Raw genomic sequence first — 18,150 nt, forward strand, 5'->3', positions numbered from 1 at the left:
ATGTTCCGCGAACTTGACTATCAGGGGCGGGTGATCTCGACGCTCGACGCTTATCTGGACGAATTGAAGGCGAAGAAAAGAGGGGCTGACGAGGTGGAGGAATTTGCCGCCACCAAGCCCCACTTGAAGTTGCCGATCCCGGACTTCGCAAAGGAGGCTTGGGACGCAATGAAGTCGGATGGCAAGCTGCCAAGTTCTCGCACCGCTATCCCCTTCTCTCCCCGCATTGACGGGCGCGATAGGCCCGTACCGAACATCGTGCTCAAGGTGCCGACCGGCGGCGGCAAGACTTGGCTTGCGGTTTCGGCCGTCTCGCGGGTCATGGGCAAGTATCTCGATAGCAATACCGGCTTCGTACTCTGGATCGTGCCCAACGAGGCGATCTACACCCAGACGCTGAAGCACCTGAAGGACCGCCAGCACCCCTACCGGCAAGCGCTCGACCGCACGGCCGCCGGTCGTGTCCGGATCATGGAAAAGTCCGATCGGCTCGACGCGCGCGATGTGGAAACTAATCTCTGCGTCATGCTGCTGATGCTGCAATCCGCCAACCGCGAGACGCAAGACTCCCTGAAGATGTTTCGGGACCGCGGCGACGTCCACGGCTTTTTCCCACCAGAAGGTGAGCAACAGGCCCATCAAGCTGCTCTTGCTCGGACGCCCAACCTTGACGCCTATGAGGGCATGTTCCCGATGGTGAAGGATTCGCTTGGAAATGCCTTGCGGATCATTCGGCCCATGGTGGTGCTCGATGAGGGGCACCGCGCCATTTCCGATCTCGCGTTTCGGACGCTCTATGGTTTCAATCCCTGCTTCGTGCTGGAATTGACGGCCACTCCTTTGGACGTACAGCCACGCGGCGGCAAGAATCCGCGCGACGCCCGTTACGCCAACGTTCTCGTCGAGATCACGGGTCGAGACCTCGATCGGGAGGGCATGATCAAGATGCCGCTGAACCTCGATCCACGGCAGGGCACCGACTGGAAGGCAACACTGAACGCCGCACTGGATCGGCTGAAGAGCCTCGACCGTGAAGCGCGGAAGCTGAAGGCGAACACCGGACGGTATATCCGCCCGATCATGCTGATACAGGTCGAGCGCACCGGGACCGATCAGCGCTCCAGCAAGCACATACATGCCGAGGACGTGCAGGACTGGCTTCTCACCGCTGGCTTCGACGCCGCTGAAATTGCTATCAAGACCGCGGAGCAGAACGACCTGAACCAACCCGAAAACCAGGACCTGCTGTCCCCGACCAATCGTATCAGGGCAATCATCACCAAGCAGGCGCTCCAGGAAGGATGGGACTGTCCGTTCGCCTATGTCTTGTGTGCGCTCGCCGCCAGTTCCAATCTCAATGCGATGACGCAGTTGATCGGCCGCATCCTTCGTCAGCCCGGCGCACTCAAGACGGGTATTGTCGCGCTCGACGAATGCCACGTCATTACACACCACGCTAAGACCGCCGATGTCGTTGACGCAATCAAGGATGGGCTGGAACAGGACGGCCTTGGCGACCTCGTGCTGCAGGTATCACAGGAAGACTCGAAGAAGTCAGCCAAGGGATCGCGGAAGATCAAACGACGCCCTGCTTTTTCATCACACCAGATTTTCCTGCCTAAAGTCCTGTTGGTCGATGGCGATGGCGCTCGCGACCTCGACTACGAAACCGACGTGCTGTCCTGCATTGATTGGCGTGGATATGATCCGAAGGATATTGCTGCGCGTATTCCGGAGAACGCTCAAGCGGCTGAAAGTCAGCTCCAACGAATTCGCCTCGCGGACGACGGCGACGAATTGTTCGTCGGTGAAACTGTTGCCGCCAACTCGGAGGTGCTGGTGTTCGATCCAGCTCATGCCGTCCGGATGATCTCCGACATATTGCCAAATCCTTTCGTTGGTCGCGAGATCGTCGGTCGCCTTCTGTCCACGTTGCGCAGCCGAGGCTTTGACGAGGCCAAACTAGGGGCGGTCGCGAGTCTTATTGTCGAGGAACTGCGGAAAGGCTTGGATCAGGAGCAAACAGCGAGGGCGGAAGCCCAATTCAAGGCCGGTGTCACGGCGGGACGTATCCAGTTTCGGCTCCGTCTCGACGGCCAGAATTGGCAGATGCCATTCGAAACTGAGACGAACCAACCGGATGGAGCGCGCCAGCTTGTCGGCAAAGACGGCGGACCCCTGCAACGAAGTCTATTCGCTCCGATGTATGAGGACGACTTCAACGCTGATGAACGCGACGTCGCGGTCTACCTGGATGGTGACGTCGCTCTCAGTTGGTGGCATCGGAATGTCGCTCGCTCGCAATATGCGGTGCAGGGCTGGCGCAAGGCAAAGATCTATCCAGATTTCATCTTCGCGGTTAGCCGCAAGGATGGAGCATCCAGAATCACCGTCCTGGAGACCAAGGGCGATCAGCTCGACAATCTTGACACTGCTTATAAGCGCGAGGTGTTGACCTTCATGTCCAAGAACTTCAAATGGGACAGCGCCGTCGCCGCCGGTACGCTTGAGCTGGTAAAGAAGACTGGAGAGACTGTCGATATGACGCTGATCCTGATGAGCGAATGGAAGGCCAAGCTGCCGACTTATTTGAAGCCGTAGGGCGCCGCATCGCGCCGCAACAGCCATTTGAATGATCCCCGGTTCAAAAATTTGACGCTCGCCAATATCGATGATAAGCATTTGATCATCATCGCTACTATTTGATCAGAAAAGCCCTGCCGTAGGTGGGGCTTTTCTCGTCGACCTATTCGCGCCTCGGCAATCCCGCCGGGGCGTTTTCGTTTTTGGAGGAACCATGAACCGTCTTTTCTACGACCCCAACACCGCACGGCCTTACGTCGGCTTCAGGCTATCAGCGCACCAACTGGCTGCGCTGGATGAAGCACGCCTGAACCTACGTCAGGGCAGGTCAGAGTTCGTGCGGCAGGCCATCGATGAGCGTCTGCAACGGCTCCAGGCCGCTGCGAAGTAACCACCAACAAGAAAGCCCCAGCGTTGGCGCGCCGGGGCTGTGAGAAGTTCAAAATCTAGCAGAGTTCTTATGTCACGAAACAACGTAAAAATCAAATTTGAAGCTCCCGTCCTCACGTCACCGGAAGGTGTGAAGATACAGATCACCGCCGGCCGCAAGCTGCAAATGATCCGGTCCTACGCTGACGATCCCGAGATCACAGACGCACAGTTCCGGGCGCTGGTCTGCATCACAGATCGTCTGAATGAGGGGCGCTCCGGAGATGAGAGCCGGTGGGGAAGCGCCTATCCGAACTACAAAACCCTCGCGAAGGATATCGCGAAGGACGAACGCGCTGCAAAGCGCATCGTCAATGAGCTGGAAACCGGCCAGCGTGAGACCCGCTGTAAGGGGGAGACGAAGCTTGTCCCGTGCAAGGCAGTCCTGAACGTCAAACGCACCAAGAAAGGAAAATCTGATGAGGTCAACGAGTACCGGCTGAAGAACTGGGGAGCGTTCGCTGTCGCATGTGGGGGTGCGTTCACCGCACCCCCACAACCCGAGGAGGGTGCGGTGACCGGTGAGGAGGGGTGCGGTCACCTGTCAGAAGGGGTGCGGTCACCTGTTGACGAGGGTGCGTTCACCGCACCCAACTCTTCTCATGGACCCCGCTCAGAGACCCACCCCAAAGACCCGCCTCAATCTGCGCTCGCCTCCGGCAAGCGCAGGCCGGCTGTTGGTTCGGTTGATAATGATCATCCGCAATCCAAGCCAGCGAATGAGAATCTGCTGGTTGATTGGCCCACGGACTGGCGTGATCAGTTCTGGAACGCCTATCCGAAGCGAAAGAACACCAAGGCCGCAGAGGCCGCACTGGTTTCTGTTGCCAAGTCCGGCGTCAAATTCGAGCCAGTCCTGATCGCGGCACGGCGGCACGGTCAGGAGGTAAGTGACCGGCAATTCTGCGCAGATCCCGTGAAGTGGATCGCCGATAAACCGTGGCTGGATAACGCCAAGGCAAGGGAGCAGGCACGCCGAGCCCTGCTCTCCATGGCGATCTAGCCAGCGATCACGACCCGCAGCGGCACTCACCCCGCTGCCGGTCCCTTCGTCAGTCCTTCAGCCGGTACCCTGCGTCACGGAGGGCCGCTCCACAATCATCATCACGATCGCCCCCCATGCCGGCCGCCACACCGAGCGCGCCGGCCCCAAGGTACTGCCACATGACGACCACGACCACCGAACGATCGAACAGCAACGCTTCCACCACAGGCCGCTACCGCGTCGCCATCCGCGAGGCAGATGACCGACGCGGCCGGTTCGAGATATCACTACCAGACGGCTCGACCTTGCCGGCATCCCGCACGCCTCTCTTGTCCGTAGCTCGCTACCTTCTCAGCGAAGGTGCGAACCCCTCCGCCGTGGTCGAGATGCGTCACGCCAGCCGACCTGATACCGTCGCCGCGTTCGGCAAGATCGGTGCGCTCGCAAAGCTCGACGTTCGCGAGGATCAGACAAGCGGTCCCCGTTTCTGCAAGTGGCGACCGCCACCACAAGACCGTAGCTAGACGTAGCGGGTAACGATCGCTGAGGCATTCTTCGTGACCGAGGCTATCATCCCAGCCCTCAACTTGAGGCGCGCTCTACGGGACCGCTACACGCCATGCGACGCGATCACCGTGGGCTATGGGAATGTCTCGCCGACTCGCCAATTTACACCACATAAAAAGAGAGTGGCATTTCAGAGACAGTTTGCATTTTCCTTCTGACTCCCCTGGACAAAATCACCATATCGTGTATCTAAGTTAGCTACATTGGCACCCGATTGAACGCTAGGCCCCCGCGAGGGGCCTTTTGCATTTCTACACCACTGACAACCCAGCCCGCTCGGCATCCTGCCCGGCGGGTTTTTTGCGTTTGGAGAACCCGACATGAAAAAAGCCGACCCCTTCGCACCAGATGACCTCGTTATGTCCCCTATGGTGCACGTAGCGCTCAAGCTTCCCAAAATCCTGCTCGACAGGATTGATGCCGCAGCTGCTCAAGACGATCCGTCATGCGCGAACCGCAGTTCGAAGATGCGGCGATATCTGATCGCCGGCCTTCGCCGCGAACATGAGGCTGCCTGAGATGACCACGGACCCAATTGAGGACGCTGTCGTGTCTGCCGCACGCGCCAAGGGATATGTGCTCAACTCCACGATCATGGCGACGGTCGCGATCGACCTCGCTGGAAGTAAGTTGGACGGCGACCTGATCGCGATCCCCGGTAAGGGCGCGCTGTCCGTCCAGGATTATCTTCGCGATCTGCATGACCGGGCACCGAGCGGGTTCAGCCGGCTGCAACAGCCCGACGCGGAACGGACAATCGCCGAGATGCGCGGGAAACGACCGCTCGATGCCGCATGGCATGCACGCCACGCCAAGGCCACCGGCATCACCAAGACCATGATGGACGAAATCATGAGGAACCGCGCATGACCTATCGAAGATCACGAAGTGCAGTTGCAACCCGGGAAGCCATCGAAGCGATTCCGCCCGATGCACGGGAGCAGCGGGCTCAGCATCTCGTTGCCCGCGAACGAGGCCAGCGCCTTGCCGCCGCTCAGGCCGCTGTGGCAGCCGCGCTTGAGGCGTATGAATGCGCACTGGCCGGTGTGCCGGCGGCTGAGGCTGCTCTCAAGGCAGCCAATGCAAGGCTCGACGAAGTTGAACGGGAGGTGGCAGGGTCGCCGCCGACTGCTTAGATGTTTGGACCGTGGTTCAGCTGCTCCAGAGTCGCCGCGGTCCATCGGAGGCACAGCAGATGATATTGAGACGACTTGCAGGACTGCACGCACTCGCGTTGGCTCTCACTGTTGCGCCTCCCGCCCTTGCCGGACCCTACTGCGTACCCGTCCACGGTCGCGACCAGATCGCTAAAGCCAGCAGCGTGTGTCCTGTCGGGTATCTGGCGTCGGGACGGTGCTGCATCGCGCTCCATGCGGACACGCCACGCGCCTTTGCCCGTCTGCTAGCCCGATCGTGTCCGAGCGGGACGTTCACCAGCGCCGGCAGCTATTGCGTGTCACTGCGATAAACGTGCGAGAACGCGCTGCACTTGCACCGCCTGCCACTTTCCGTTGCCGAGCGCTGTGGGAATGCCGGCCTCGTTCAAGCGATCTGCAATCGCCCGTAGCGACGTTGCGCCGTCCGCCTGTAGCTGGCGGATCGTCGGCCCGATATCGGCCGCATGCTTAGTGGTGCGTTCCAAGAGCGCCTTCCGGGAAGCTTCCTGCATCTTCGCACCGGGGACAACGCCACGGTTGCCGCCTAGCTGCTTACCACGCCGCTTGGCCGCTGCCAGAGCCGCCTTGGTGCGAGCTGAGATCATGCCGGCTTCCAACTCCGCCACGGCCACCATCTGTTGAAGCAGGAAACGGCCTGTAGCGCCCTCGATTACTGGCAAATCGGCAAACCGAACATCAACGCCGGCCTCAAGCAGGCGGGACAGGAAGGCGACAGAGCGCGTAAGGCGGTCAACCTTGGAGACCACCAGCGCAGCCCGATGCAGTCGCGCCGCGGCCAGTGCCTGCTCCAGCGCGGGCCGGTCGGATCGCTTACCCGACTCCACCTCGGTGAACTCGGCAACGATCGTCCAGTCGCCACCGTTCAAATACGCCGCTACCGCGGCGCGTTGAGCTTCGATGCCGAGACCAGACTTACCCTGCTTGCCGGTGGAAACCCGGTAGTAGGTGACGAACTTCCCGTTGTGCTGCGCCATGGTCTTCCTGTTACGAATATGTCAACGTCAGTTGACGTATCTGTAACGAAGAAGAATCCTCACCGTCAATCGAAATCTTCGATCGACCAGCGATCGGGAGGTCCAAGGCTGCCCGGTGCCCAGATGTCTGACGGTCCCTTGACGAAGGGCCTCAGCCAAGGCGCCAGCCGCTAGGGCCTTCAGTTGAGGAGGCGGAGCTTCCTGATGATCGCCCGCAAGTCCTCTGCGTGTTCTTCGATCGTCCGCAACATCCTCTTCCGAGCGCCGCGGCTCGGGCCTCGGATGTGCTTTGGTCTGGTGTGGCTGAGATTGGCGTTCCATGGCCCAACGTCAGCGATGGCGATGTAGGTCAACGAAATCAAGTTGGCGGGGCGTCGTCACCACCAGCGTCATCATAGTCATCATCATCCGCTCGCACCGGCAGCGAAGGTTTCCCAGCGCTCGCAAGCGCGGGAGGGGTGAAGCCGAGATTTTTTGTGGCGCATGCCCCCTCGGTTGACCAACCCCTTCCTACTAGCGAGCAACAAAAGGGTCCTTTCTCGGACCCCACCCACCAAGAAAAAGACCCGTCCCCTTTCGGGTGGTCACCGTCCGCGCGATCGGCGCGCCAACAACAAGAGAAACATGTCAGAGATCATCAGCGTCCACGCATCATTGACCGCGACCGACAGCGCGAGTCCCGTCATCGCCGGACTTCTCCGGAACGTTCGCAAGCTCGAGGCCGCAGTCAAGTCCATCAACGGCGTCTCAGCATCCAAGCTGTTTCCCGACAGTGTCTCGGCCAGCCTCCGGAAGATCACCGACGACGCTCGCAAGGCCGCGTCGACCTATCGCACTGAATGGAAGTCGGCCTATGCAGACAGCCTGCGCGATGCACGGGTATTCCATCGTGAACTGGACCGCCTCGACCGGCAGACCCACAACCGCCGGCAGGCTGAGCAACGCGCCGTTGGTCGTGGTGCCAGCTCCGGCGGTCGCGGCGCGCTCCCCCGTGGCACGTCACCAACAACCGCGCTCATAGCAGGCGGCATCACCATCGCCGGGGTCGCATCCGCGTTCAAGAAGCGGATGGAAGCTGAGGCGAGCGAGACCAAGGCGCAACTCTTCGGAGGCTTGTCCGCAGCAGGCGTGAGACGACTTCGCGGCGACTGGGGTGACCAAATTGCTCTCCGATTTGGAGAGAGTGCAGCCGCCGTATTGGATAGCTACACGGAGGCATTGAAGCAGGGCTTCGACGGCACGGCCGCAAAGAAGATCACTGAGAACGCCTTGGAGGCGTCGTCTGCGCTCGAAATGAACATCGGCGAGCTGATGAAGTTGGCCGGCAAGACCGCAACGAGCCTCTACGGCAACGTTCGCAACGCTGATCCCGCTCGCGTGGCTCGGATGATGACCTCTGTTGCCGTTGCCGCCGCTGCGACCGCCGCAGACCCGAACGAAATTGTCGAATCGAACAAGCGTGCCCTGTCCGCCTTGAGCACGACGAGGATGAAGGAAACCGACCTAAGCGCCTTCACCTCGGTGGGCATCTCGGCAGGCCTCCAGCCGAACAAGGCCGGTACGTTCCTCGGCTACTTGACCTCCGAATTTGCAAACGCAGGCAACGCTCGCGGCCAGCGCGGGAAAGATCTGGACCAGGCGGCACGTATGATCGGGTACGGCGGCCGGGCGCAGATGGCTCAGAGGATGGCGTCGGCTCCAACCGAGTTCATGTTGGATATGTTTTCGAAGATGAGGAACATGTCTGAGCAGAACCGGGCGAAATTCGCGAACCTCGCCGGTATGCGGGAGTGGCGCGATGAGCTGGTGCAGATGGCCAAGGCTGCCGATCAAATCCGGGAGACCTTGAAGGAAATCGATCAGAAGAGCGACGCGGTTTCCGCGTTCTCCCGCATCAAGCTCAACTCGCTTCAGAAGCGCTGGGACCGTATCAAGACGATGTTTGGTCTTGCATGGGAAAAATTCGGAAGCGGATTCGAGCAGAGCTTCATTGAAGTGTCGGATTGGTTCGATAAGCACACCAGCATCGTCACCTCCGGCAACATCGCGGAGAAGTCGAGAGAGTTTGTCGAAAGGCTGAAGAAAGCCTTCGGCGTCGCCAACATGGGCGAGGCTCTCGACAAGATCGCCGTGAAAATATCGTCGATCGACTTAGACAGGATCATCGGGTTTGTGTCGGGCTTCGCGGGCGGGCTTAAGTCAGTCTCCGATACCGTCATCACCATGTTGAAGGGCGTTGCCACTGCCATGGGCAAAGACGGCAACAGCGCTGAGGTCCTGGGTAAGCTGGCCGGCCAGATCGTTGGATTGTCCGTTGCACTCGGACTGCTCGCCCCAGTTATCGCCGTGCTCTCTGCGTTCGCGACCATCATCAGCCGCATTGCCGGGCTTCTCGGTGGCCGCGCACTGCTTGGGGCTGCCAAAGCGAACCCTGTCGGAACTACCGCGTGGCTCGCTTGGCTGCTGGCACAGAACAGCGACATGGGCGTTTCCGACTCCGCGATCAAGCGGCCTGGAGAAACGACCAGCCAGTGGCGAGAGCGTCAGCGTCAGCATAAGAAAGACCTGTACCATAAGCAGTCTGGTGAAGGGTTCGATCCGACGAACATTCACCCGATGAACTATCTGTCAGACAAACTCGACAAGTTCGGCGGCAAGATCGAACGCGCCTCGCTCATGAGCACCGATTTCAGTTCTCGTGGCCGCCTCTACGGTGTCGGCGGTGGGCTCAGCGGCAGCACGGCCATGGGCGCCAACATGAACCGCATCGTCGGCGGTGTCGGCACTCCCGATGCCTTGTGGAAGAGCGTTACACCCGGCGCTGTGCTCCCGAACTTCGGTGTAGGCTCCGGCGGCATCATCAAGCGCAGCAACATCCCGTCCTTCAATGGATCGGGTGGTAACTTGGCTGGCGGCGGGGGCCTCAGTCGAAGCGCGTTCGAGAAGGTGTTCGCTGGAACGGCGATGGCCGGTAAGTACGATCAGGTCGTTACAGCGGCGAAAGCCAACGGGATCAGTCCGGCGCTTCTGGCGGGCGTCATGGCCCACGAGACTGGCGCGGGCAAGAATCTGAACGGGAATAACCCGGGCGGAATCATGGACCCATCGACCAACTGGTCAAGGAAAATGCGATTCGGCAGCCTCGACGCTGGCATCGACAAGACGGCGGCAACCGTGGCGAAGAACTTCCAACGGGCCGGCGGCGACCTCGGTGTCATGGGCAGGAAGTTCTACGCTCCAATCGGAGCGGCGAACGATCCGAACGGCCTGAACAGGTACTGGTCTGGCGGTGTCAGCAAGTACATGAACCAGATGTCGGATGGCGCGTCTCTCACGCCTGTCATGCCCGGAACGACGGCGACCAACATCTTCAAGGGTGTCCCTCTCAGGGGCGGTGTTGATCCTCGTATCCAAGAGATCGTGAATGCTGGAGCAACCCATCTGCCGGAAGGCTACTCGCTTAAGATGACCTCGGGATTCAGAGGCGCCGGACAGGCCAACCACAACGGAAATGCCGCCGACTACCAGATCATCGGACCGGACGGAAAGGCGCTCTCGAACCGAGGCAATGATCCGACTGGTATGTATCAGCTCCTGGCTCGCTACTCCTACGGCGAGATGCTGGCTCGGTATCCCGAGTTGAAGGGCAAATTCGCCTGGGGTGGAGCCTTCGGCACGAAGCTCGGAGGTGGCGGCCCTCGCGACCTGATGCACTTCGACATCAACGGCGAACGTGGCCGATACGATCAGTTCCAGCTCCGAAACATGGGAGCAGTTCCGGACACGAAATACGGCGTCACTAGTGGCGTACCCACGCCCGCTGAGGCCGTTCGCAACGTTCCTGCGGCACCCGCAGCAACGCTCGGCGGAGGGATGATGCGCGGTGGTTACGGCGGACCATCGGTCATCAACATCAACGGCAACAGCCATGATCCGGAAGCTCTCGCAACGCTGGTCCAGCGCCGCGTTGACGAGCAGATGAACTGGCGAACCCACGATACTGAGAGCGAGTACACCTAACGACGACTACCCGGTCCCACGGGGCCTGCAGGGAGAGGCGTCATTGTAGAGGTTGACGTACCTTCGCCTTGACGGCTCTCCCATTTGCATTCGAGCGAATGCAACAGCCTTGTAAGCAAATGCGGCCTTCAGCACAGTGGCCCCATCGATCAGTACACAAGAGGAATCTAAGATGAGAGAATATCGCGGGTACAGCACCGAACGCCACGGCGGGAAATATGTTCGCCGCCCCCTGGATGGAGACCAGTTAGAGATTCGGTCCGTTTACCTTCCCCGTCTCGATGCGGCCATCGATGCATTTCATGCCGCGTTGGAGCAAATCCCGGCTGTCCCCGCTGCCGAGATCACGGGGCCGCGTTGGCTTAGGGAATGGCTGACGCGACCTGTCGAGATCATCGATCTCGATTCGGCCTATGCGCGCGGTGCTTGCTGAGCCCGATTTTAAGCCGATGGTTTGAGCCGCCCAACATCAGCCGGCGGCTGCGTGACTCTCAGTCGCCGTGCTTGACCCCGGCACGGCAATTCGCGGAATAGCGGCGATTACACGAGCCATGGCCATTAGTGTCACGTCCCCGTAGTCTTCACCTGCTGTACGCGAAGCGTGATCCTGGATGGCGTCCACGACTCGATGATCCAGCCCAAAGGTTCGAGCAATCGTTTTGAGGCGGTGCCGCCATGCGTGATTGGGTTGAACGCGCTTGTCCGTAACAATAGTTCGAACGAAGTCCACTACGCGCTTGTAAGAGCCCTTCGCGAACAGCGGGCCATCATCGGAGTCTCCCACGAAGCGAATGAAACCTAAGTCGATCAGGTGCTGATGTACTGGCACCAGTCGATATTGACCTGACTTGATACTGCCGGCAGCCGGGTTGAAATCGAATATGTGATGCCCGGAGTCCTTACGAACGTCTTCTTTGCGAAGCTGCAATGCCTCGGCAATGCGGCAGCCGGTGTAACAAGCGATGAGCGGTGCCCATCGCTTGGCTGCAGCGGTCTTGGCGTCCTCTTTCGGCTTCTGCTCGTATGCAAGGCAAGCGGTGAAGATCGCCCTGGCTTCTTCATCCATGAAGCCCTTCGGGCGGGTCCGTTTTTTCTTCTCCGCTTTGAGCTTGATTACGTCTGCCGGATTCTTGGACAGCTTCCGATTGTCAACACCCCATCCGAATACGGACCTGATTCCCGGTAGATCACCGTCTTTCAAGGTCTTGACGGTTACGACCTCCAGACGCGCATCCTTGTACGCGAGCATGTCTGCCTCTGTCACACGGCCAGCATTGTCATGCCCCAGGTGTTTTATCAGCCGATCTATAGCTCCCTTGTAGGCGTCATGAGTGCTTTGACTCCGTCCCGTGGCCTTGGCTTCCGTCCACCAGTGATCAAAAAGGCCTGTAATTGTCTGTTTCGGCTTGACCGCTGCTACGCTTTCGAGCGGCGGGAAGCGTTGAGCTTTTGGATCAGGCGAGTAATCGCCCTCCGCGTTGCGACGGAGCTGCCAGCCGGCATCAAGGCTGGCTGTCGCGACAAGGCGAAGAAAGCGCCGCCGAACGTCGGAGTTTAGATGTATGCGGTGACGGATCAGAACCCAATCCGCAAGAAGCCCGAAACGGTCTTCCAGCGCGTCATGCTGATCGACTGGGAGTGCGTCAACAGCCGCACTCAGATCACCGCGACCAAACAGTTCGATCGCGGCGTCCGTTTCGTTCGGGATCAACGCTGCGGGCGGTGGCTTCCTGACGCGACCTTCAAGCGCTGCCCGACTGAGCGCCTTGTGATACATCCAAGCGTCAGCTTCGCCGGGGTTGTCGCGGTGGATCTCCTGATAGAGACGATACGTCTCTCCGCTCAGCGCAACCATGTCCTTGTGACTGAGGCTGATGGGGGGTGCTTCAGTCAGATCGAAGAGCCGGCGAAGATGGTCCAGAGCGTTGGCCTGCCGCGCCTCGGCAATGGTTTTATCATCGGTCCCGAGGCTAAACGACACGTCGGTTCCGATCGTCACCGTCCGGACGAACGGATAGTCGTCTGGCGGACTAATGCTGAGCAACACGCGCATGCCGCGCAGTCGATCTACGATCTTGGTGGGGACGCGAATTCGGAACTGGGGAACGGTCGAGCCGGCTCGTTTGGACATTGAAAACTTCAGAGAAACCATTGGTCTGTGTGGCACTTTTGTGTGGCACTCAGGACCGAATTTCCAATAAAATCAATGCATCCAATGGGATAAGTGGTGCTGCCAGACAGGATTGAACTGTCGACCTCTCCATTACCAATGGAGTGCTCTACCACTGAGCTACGGCAGCATGCCCGGGAAAAACTGAATCGGCCAAAGGCCCGTCCAAGCGGGCGGTTCTTGCCACAGGCCTCCCTTTGGCGCAAGCAAAACAGCATGCCTTTTGCCCGCGAAATCGGCGGAGTGGACGTTCCGCATTGGCGAATGCGCCCAATCTGGCCGATTCCGGCCTGATTTGGTTCCCGATCCGCCACGGCTGTCGAATCACGCGGTGACAGGGCAACTGGCCGACCGGGCAGGGTGCGCGGGCCGCGCGCATTGTCTATTCTCGGCAGGCGAGGCATCGGCGGTTTGAGAATGTCGAAGATGACGGGCGATCAGGGCAAGGGCAGCGGACAGGCCGGGTCCCGCGTGAAGGATTCGCGACAGGATCGGCTCAAATCGGCGCTGCGCGAAAACCTGAAGCGGCGGAAATCGCAGGCGCGCGGTCGCGAGGATACGATACCTTTCGAACCGACCGACGCCGCTCCGGATGACGCGGGCGGAAGCGAGCCGCAGCGCTAGCGCGCGTAAACGAGTGGGGCGCCGAGGATGGCTGCAGACGACACGACGATCAACCGGCTGAACGCCACCACCACCGCCTTTCCACGTCTCGAACAGACCTTTCCCACGCTGACCGCGCACGAGATCGACCGCATGCGCCGGTTCGGCGAGCCGCGGGCGTTCAGGGACGGCGAGACGCTGTTCGAGACCGGCAGGCCCGGGCCCGGCATGTTCGTGGTATTGGCAGGCCAGGTCGCGATCACCCAGCGCGACGGCCTCGGCCGCGTCGCGCCTGTGATCGACCAGGGGCCAGGCCAGTTCCTTGCCGAGATCGGCCAGCTCTCCGGCCGCCCCGCATTGGTCGACGGCCATGCCGAGGGCGAGGTCGAGACGCTGCTGCTGCCGCCGCAACAGTTGCGCGCGCTGTTGGTCGCCGAGGCCGATCTCGGCGAACGCATCATGCGCGCGCTGATCCTGCGCCGGGTCAGCCTGATCCAGGGTGGCGCCGGCGGGGCGGTGCTGATCGGGCCGGTCTCGGTCGGCAACATTGCGCGGCTGCAGAATTTTCTGACGCGCAACGGCCAGCCGCATCACGTCCTCGACCCCGATGCCGACAAGGATGCCGCCGACCTCGTCGCGCGCTATTCGGCGGCGCGCGCCGAACTGCCGCTGGTCGTCTGCCCGAACGGCACAGTGCTTCGGAATCCATCCGAGACCACGCTTGCGATGGCGCTCGGCATGATCAGCGGCAAAACCCACGACAAGCTCTACGATGTCGCCGTGGTCGGCAGCGGTCCAGCCGGGCTTGCCACCGCGGTCTACGCCGCCTCGGAAGGGCTCTCGGTCGCGGTGTTCGATTCCCGCGCCTATGGCGGGCAGGCCGGCGCCAGCATGCGGATCGAGAACTATCTGGGATTTCCGACCGGCATTTCCGGTCAGGCGCTGGCCGGGCGCGCCTTCAACCAGGCCAATAAGTTCGGTGCCGAGATGCTGATCCCGGTCTCGATCAAGTCGCTCGACTGCTCGAAGGCGTCGGGCGCGTTTTCGCTGCTCACCGAATGCGGCCACACGCTACGCGCCAAATCCGTGGTCGTCGCCAGCGGCGCGCGCTATCGCCGGCCCGAGATCGACAATCTCGATGCTTATGAGGGCCGCGGCGTCTGGTACTGGGCCTCGCCGATCGAGGCGGGGCTCTGCGCTCAGCAGGAGGTGGTGCTGGTCGGCGGTGGCAATTCCGCGGGACAAGCGGCGGTGTATCTGTCGGCGCATGCCCGCAAGGTCGTCATGATGATCCGCGGCGGCGGGTTGGGCGCCAGCATGTCGCGCTATCTGATCGAGCGCATCGAGGCGACGCCGAACATCGAATTGATGTTCAACACCGAGGTGATCGGGCTCGATGGCGCCGAGACGCTGGAACGGGTGCGCTGGAAGAGCCGGCTCGCGCCCGACGAATTCACGCTTCCCATCCGCAATCTCTTTTTGTTCGTCGGCGCCGATCCGGCCACCAGCTGGCTCGACGGCTGCGGCGTGCAGGTCGATCGCGGCGGCTTCGTGATGACCGGTGCGGCGCAGAGCGGCGGTGAGGGCGCGCCCGCCGTCCCGCTGCTGCAGACCACCGTGGCTGGCGTGTTCGCGGTCGGCGACGTCCGCTCCGGCTCGGTCAAGCGCGTCGGCGGCGCCATCGGCGAGGGCGCCCAGGTGGTCGCCGCGCTGCACGGCTATCTCGCCGATGCGGGCAGTCCGTCGTTGTGAGGATGATTTCTAACCCGTCATCCTGAGAGGATGTGAGGCTATGTCCTCATCCACCGCTGTCATCGCCCGGCCTGTGCGCAATTGCGCACATGGACCGGGCGACCCAGTACGCCGCGGCCCATCGGCTCAGGCACAGCCGCCTCTGGAATACTGGATCACCCGCATGCGCGGTGATGACACCAAATGAGACGGGTAGACCAACCCCGTCATCCTGAGGCGCGAGCCTCTTCGGCGAGCCTCGAAGGATGAATCGGCCCGGCTGGTGGCCGTCGATCCTTCGAGGCTCGCAAGGGCTCGCGCCTCAGGATGACGGGTCTAACAAACTTGCAAATTGAGAGGCAAACCATGTCAAAAGGCTGCACCCATCTCGCCGGCATCCAGGATGTCACGCCGAGCGCGCTCGGCTGCGAGGAATGCCTCAAAAGCGGCAGCCCGTGGCTGCATCTGCGGATCTGCCGGACCTGCGGCCATGTCGGCTGCTGCGACGATTCTCCGCACAAGCACGCCACCGCGCATTTCCATGCCACCGGCCATCCCATCATCGAGGGCTACGATCCGCCGGAGGGCTGGGGCTGGTGCTATGTCGACGAGGTGCTGTTCGACTTGTCGAAACGCAAGACGCCGCATAACGGGCCGATCCCGCGCTATTATTGAAACAAGTTCTCAGCGAGCGCATGTCACCGCCGCCCGCTTCATGACATGTCACCCATCCTGCCATCCAAGCATGTAGCAATTTCCGGGAACCCATCGTAACGTGGCGCGGGTTCTCAGCGGGGAGTGCGCCATGTCGACGTTAGTGCTTGTGCACGTCATCATCAGTCTCGTTGCCATCGTCGCCGGCCTGGTCGTGATGTTCGGGCTGCTCGGTTCGAAATCGATGCCCGGCCTGACCGCGATCTTCCTGGCGCTGACGATCCTGACCAACGCCACGGGACTTGTGATTCCGCCGCTGATTACGGAGAAGCTGCTGCCGTCGCAAATCATCGCGATCCTGTCGCTGGTGCTGCTGGCGATCGCCTGCATCGCGCTCTACGCCATGCATCTGAAGGGCGCTTGGCGGCCGATCTATATCGTGACCGCGATGGTCTCGCTCTATCTCAACTGCTTCGTGCTCGTGATCCAGAGCTTCCTCAAGATCCCCGCGCTGCAGGCGCTGGCACCGGCGGTGCCGCCGAACCCGCCGGGCGGCCCGGTCTTCGGCGCCGTGCAGGGCATCGTGCTGGTGTTCTTCGTGCTTGTGATCATCGGCATCTGGCGCCGTTACAGGCCGGTCACGTTCGCCTGATTCATTTGCGCCTGCTCAACGCCTTGTCATTCCAGGTTCTCGCTTCGCGAGCCCCTGAATGACGACCTATCAACGGAGTGCTTCCCATGCCCACCATCACCACCAAGGACGGCGTCGAGATCTTCTACAAGGACTGGGGCAAGGGACAGCCGATCGTGTTCAGCCACGGCTGGCCGCTGTCGTCGGATGATTGGGACACCCAGATGCTGTTCTTCCTCAGCCACGGTTTTCGCGTCGTCGCGCATGACCGCCGTGGCCATGGCCGCTCCAGCCTGGTTGCCGACGGCCACGACATGGACCACTACGCCGACGATCTTGCTGCGGTCACCGCGCATCTCGACCTCAAGGACGCCGTCCATGTCGGCCATTCCACCGGCGGCGGCGAGGTCGTGCACTACATCGCGCGCCACGGCGAGAGCCGGGTGGCGAAGGCTGCGATCCTTTCTGCCGTGCCGCCGTTGATGGTGCAGACGCCGGCCAATCCCGGCGGCCTGCCGAAATCCGTGTTCGACGGTTTGCAGGCCCAGCTTGCGGCCAACCGCTCGCAATTCTATCGCGATCTCGCGTCCGGTCCGTTCTATGGCTTCAACCGGCCCGACGCCAAACCGTCGGAAGCGGTGATCCAGAACTGGTGGCGCCAGGGCATGATGGGCGGCGCGAAGGCGCATTACGACGGCATCGTCGCCTTCTCGCAGACCGATTTCACCGAGGACCTGAAAAAGATCAGCGTCCCGGTGCTGGTGATGCATGGCGATGACGACCAGATCGTGCCCTACGCCGATTCCGCCCCGCTCTCGGCCAAGCTGTTGAAGAACGGCACGCTGAAAACCTACCAGGGCTTTCCGCACGGCATGCCGACCACGGAAGCCGAAACCATCAACGCGGATCTGCTGGCGTTCATCAAGGGTTGAGGGTGAGCGTCACGCACGTGAGGGACACGCCGGCCTATATGACGACGTCGGAACAGCTCGGCCGCGCCATGCTCAAGGTCGTCCGCGACGGTTACCCGAAGCCGGTGCTGGAGAGCGAGGACATCAACCGCCTCTGACGGCCCGGCGGGGCCGGTTCCCTCGGCCGGTTTTCCGTCGGCGGCGCGGTACTTTCTGCGCCGCGAGGCGTTATAGTGGCCGCCATGCTCTCGCCCTCTCCCCTGAAACTGATCGCGCTCGATCCCGATGACCTCGCGGTGATCTCGGCCCATGTGCAGGACGCCAAGGTTCTGGCCGCCGACATCATATGGCGGCAGAACGAGAAGCGGCTGGTGGTCGGGCTGAACCGGCTGGACTGGGAACAGACCCTGTCGGGCGGCACCTGCTCGCGGCGGCTGATCGCGGCCCTTAGGTTCGACCGGGTGCTGGCCTGCAAGTCGCGCAATATCGACCTGGAGACCCCGGAGGCGACGTTGGATCTGCTCGGGATCGAATTCCATGCCTCCGACCCGCCCGGCGGCAGCGCGCTGTTGATGTTCGGCCAGGGCGCGGCGCTGCGGCTGGATGTCGAGTGCCTGGAGTGTGAATTGACCGATCTCGGGGCGGATGAACTGGGGACGGGGCTGGGGTAGGAATGACGGACTGGCAAGGGTTGACGGCCATAATCCGCCGCGC

General features: G+C 61.3%; 18 protein-coding genes and 1 tRNA gene. 16 read left to right on the plus strand and 3 right to left on the minus strand.

The genetic code is table 11. The features are described 5' to 3' along the window. The 7 genes from IC762_RS04015 to IC762_RS04045 all read left to right on the plus strand — a co-directional run bounded on the left by IC762_RS04015 (position 1) and on the right by IC762_RS04045 (position 5,700). Positions 1 to 2,601, plus strand: coding sequence for a DEAD/DEAH box helicase (locus IC762_RS04015; protein ID WP_195787362.1), 2,601 nt, complete (start codon positions 1 to 3; stop codon positions 2,599 to 2,601). Positions 2,602 to 2,797: 196 nt separating this feature from the next. Next, a complete protein-coding gene (locus tag IC762_RS04020) occupies positions 2,798 to 2,974 on the plus strand; it encodes a ribbon-helix-helix protein, CopG family (protein WP_195787363.1) in 177 nt (58 codons plus the stop codon). A 69-nt stretch (positions 2,975 to 3,043) separates the two neighbouring features. Next, positions 3,044 to 4,015, plus strand: coding sequence for a hypothetical protein (locus IC762_RS04025; RefSeq protein WP_195787364.1), 972 nt, complete (start codon positions 3,044 to 3,046; stop codon positions 4,013 to 4,015). A 161-nt stretch (positions 4,016 to 4,176) separates the two neighbouring features. Beyond that, the gene (locus tag IC762_RS04030; RefSeq protein ID WP_195787365.1) at positions 4,177 to 4,521 is read left to right on the plus strand and encodes a hypothetical protein; all 345 of its coding nucleotides are present in this window, start codon (positions 4,177 to 4,179) and stop codon (positions 4,519 to 4,521) included. 363 nt (positions 4,522 to 4,884) lie between these two features. Next, entirely contained in the window at positions 4,885 to 5,082 is a 198-nt protein-coding gene (locus tag IC762_RS04035; protein ID WP_195787366.1) for a hypothetical protein, read from the plus strand. A gap of 1 nt (position 5,083) precedes the next feature. Continuing rightward, positions 5,084 to 5,434, plus strand: coding sequence for a hypothetical protein (locus IC762_RS04040; RefSeq protein ID WP_195787367.1), 351 nt, complete (start codon positions 5,084 to 5,086; stop codon positions 5,432 to 5,434). Further along, on the plus strand, positions 5,431 to 5,700 hold the full coding sequence (locus IC762_RS04045; protein WP_195787368.1) for a hypothetical protein: 270 nt from the start codon (positions 5,431 to 5,433) through the stop codon (positions 5,698 to 5,700). Before IC762_RS04040 ends, IC762_RS04045 begins: the two co-directional genes overlap by 4 nt. Positions 5,701 to 6,020: 320 nt before the next feature. On the opposite strand, the gene IC762_RS04050 is transcribed toward IC762_RS04045, so the two are convergent. Next, entirely contained in the window at positions 6,021 to 6,716 is a 696-nt protein-coding gene (locus tag IC762_RS04050) for a recombinase family protein (RefSeq protein WP_195787369.1), read from the minus strand. Positions 6,717 to 7,340: 624 nt separating this feature from the next. Between IC762_RS04050 and IC762_RS04055 the strand changes: the two genes are divergently transcribed. Beyond that, a complete protein-coding gene (locus IC762_RS04055) occupies positions 7,341 to 10,736 on the plus strand; it encodes a phage tail tape measure protein (RefSeq protein ID WP_195787370.1) in 3,396 nt (1,131 codons plus the stop codon). A gap of 172 nt (positions 10,737 to 10,908) precedes the next feature. Then, the gene (locus IC762_RS04060; RefSeq protein WP_195787371.1) at positions 10,909 to 11,169 is read left to right on the plus strand and encodes a hypothetical protein; all 261 of its coding nucleotides are present in this window, start codon (positions 10,909 to 10,911) and stop codon (positions 11,167 to 11,169) included. A 36-nt stretch (positions 11,170 to 11,205) separates the two neighbouring features. On the opposite strand, the gene IC762_RS04065 is transcribed toward IC762_RS04060, so the two are convergent. Next, the gene (locus tag IC762_RS04065; protein WP_195787372.1) at positions 11,206 to 12,867 is read right to left on the minus strand and encodes a hypothetical protein; all 1,662 of its coding nucleotides are present in this window, start codon (positions 12,865 to 12,867) and stop codon (positions 11,206 to 11,208) included. Positions 12,868 to 12,961: 94 nt separating this feature from the next. Continuing rightward, a tRNA-Thr gene (locus IC762_RS04070) sits at positions 12,962 to 13,036 on the minus strand. A gap of 296 nt (positions 13,037 to 13,332) precedes the next feature. On the opposite strand from IC762_RS04070, the gene IC762_RS04075 reads away from it, so the two are divergent. The 7 genes from IC762_RS04075 to IC762_RS04105 all read left to right on the plus strand — a co-directional run bounded on the left by IC762_RS04075 (position 13,333) and on the right by IC762_RS04105 (position 18,107). Then, on the plus strand, positions 13,333 to 13,530 hold the full coding sequence (locus IC762_RS04075; protein ID WP_210338415.1) for a hypothetical protein: 198 nt from the start codon (positions 13,333 to 13,335) through the stop codon (positions 13,528 to 13,530). A 27-nt stretch (positions 13,531 to 13,557) separates the two neighbouring features. Beyond that, positions 13,558 to 15,261, plus strand: coding sequence for an FAD-dependent oxidoreductase (locus IC762_RS04080; RefSeq protein ID WP_195787373.1), 1,704 nt, complete (start codon positions 13,558 to 13,560; stop codon positions 15,259 to 15,261). 345 nt (positions 15,262 to 15,606) lie between these two features. Continuing rightward, positions 15,607 to 15,915 (plus strand): UBP-type zinc finger domain-containing protein, encoded by a 309-nt coding sequence (locus IC762_RS04085; RefSeq protein WP_195787374.1) that lies wholly within the window; start codon positions 15,607 to 15,609, stop codon positions 15,913 to 15,915. A gap of 130 nt (positions 15,916 to 16,045) precedes the next feature. Beyond that, positions 16,046 to 16,546 (plus strand): hypothetical protein, encoded by a 501-nt coding sequence (locus IC762_RS04090; RefSeq protein WP_195787375.1) that lies wholly within the window; start codon positions 16,046 to 16,048, stop codon positions 16,544 to 16,546. Positions 16,547 to 16,632: 86 nt separating this feature from the next. After that, a complete protein-coding gene (locus IC762_RS04095) occupies positions 16,633 to 17,457 on the plus strand; it encodes an alpha/beta fold hydrolase (protein WP_195787376.1) in 825 nt (274 codons plus the stop codon). Positions 17,458 to 17,459: 2 nt separating this feature from the next. After that, positions 17,460 to 17,594 (plus strand): hypothetical protein, encoded by a 135-nt coding sequence (locus tag IC762_RS35545; RefSeq protein WP_283816351.1) that lies wholly within the window; start codon positions 17,460 to 17,462, stop codon positions 17,592 to 17,594. A gap of 84 nt (positions 17,595 to 17,678) precedes the next feature. After that, positions 17,679 to 18,107, plus strand: coding sequence for a DUF2948 family protein (locus IC762_RS04105; RefSeq protein WP_195789984.1), 429 nt, complete (start codon positions 17,679 to 17,681; stop codon positions 18,105 to 18,107). Positions 18,108 to 18,150: the final 43 nt, after the last annotated feature.

The organism is Bradyrhizobium genosp. L (assembly GCF_015624485.1).
Classification (GTDB): domain Bacteria; phylum Pseudomonadota; class Alphaproteobacteria; order Rhizobiales; family Xanthobacteraceae; genus Bradyrhizobium.

Coding starts and splice junctions, on each gene's coding strand:
- IC762_RS04015 (WP_195787362.1), top strand. CDS start 1: ATGTTCCGCGAACTTGACTATCAGGGGCGGGTGATCTCGACGCTCGAC.
- IC762_RS04020 (WP_195787363.1), top strand. CDS start 2,798: ATGAACCGTCTTTTCTACGACCCCAACACCGCACGGCCTTACGTCGGC.
- IC762_RS04025 (WP_195787364.1), top strand. CDS start 3,044: ATGTCACGAAACAACGTAAAAATCAAATTTGAAGCTCCCGTCCTCACG.
- IC762_RS04030 (WP_195787365.1), top strand. CDS start 4,177: ATGACGACCACGACCACCGAACGATCGAACAGCAACGCTTCCACCACA.
- IC762_RS04035 (WP_195787366.1), top strand. CDS start 4,885: ATGAAAAAAGCCGACCCCTTCGCACCAGATGACCTCGTTATGTCCCCT.
- IC762_RS04040 (WP_195787367.1), top strand. CDS start 5,084: ATGACCACGGACCCAATTGAGGACGCTGTCGTGTCTGCCGCACGCGCC.
- IC762_RS04045 (WP_195787368.1), top strand. CDS start 5,431: ATGACCTATCGAAGATCACGAAGTGCAGTTGCAACCCGGGAAGCCATC.
- IC762_RS04050 (WP_195787369.1), bottom strand. CDS start 6,716: ATGGCGCAGCACAACGGGAAGTTCGTCACCTACTACCGGGTTTCCACC.
- IC762_RS04055 (WP_195787370.1), top strand. CDS start 7,341: ATGTCAGAGATCATCAGCGTCCACGCATCATTGACCGCGACCGACAGC.
- IC762_RS04060 (WP_195787371.1), top strand. CDS start 10,909: ATGAGAGAATATCGCGGGTACAGCACCGAACGCCACGGCGGGAAATAT.
- IC762_RS04065 (WP_195787372.1), bottom strand. CDS start 12,867: ATGTCCAAACGAGCCGGCTCGACCGTTCCCCAGTTCCGAATTCGCGTC.
- IC762_RS04075 (WP_210338415.1), top strand. CDS start 13,333: ATGACGGGCGATCAGGGCAAGGGCAGCGGACAGGCCGGGTCCCGCGTG.
- IC762_RS04080 (WP_195787373.1), top strand. CDS start 13,558: ATGGCTGCAGACGACACGACGATCAACCGGCTGAACGCCACCACCACC.
- IC762_RS04085 (WP_195787374.1), top strand. CDS start 15,607: ATGTCAAAAGGCTGCACCCATCTCGCCGGCATCCAGGATGTCACGCCG.
- IC762_RS04090 (WP_195787375.1), top strand. CDS start 16,046: ATGTCGACGTTAGTGCTTGTGCACGTCATCATCAGTCTCGTTGCCATC.
- IC762_RS04095 (WP_195787376.1), top strand. CDS start 16,633: ATGCCCACCATCACCACCAAGGACGGCGTCGAGATCTTCTACAAGGAC.
- IC762_RS04105 (WP_195789984.1), top strand. CDS start 17,679: ATGCTCTCGCCCTCTCCCCTGAAACTGATCGCGCTCGATCCCGATGAC.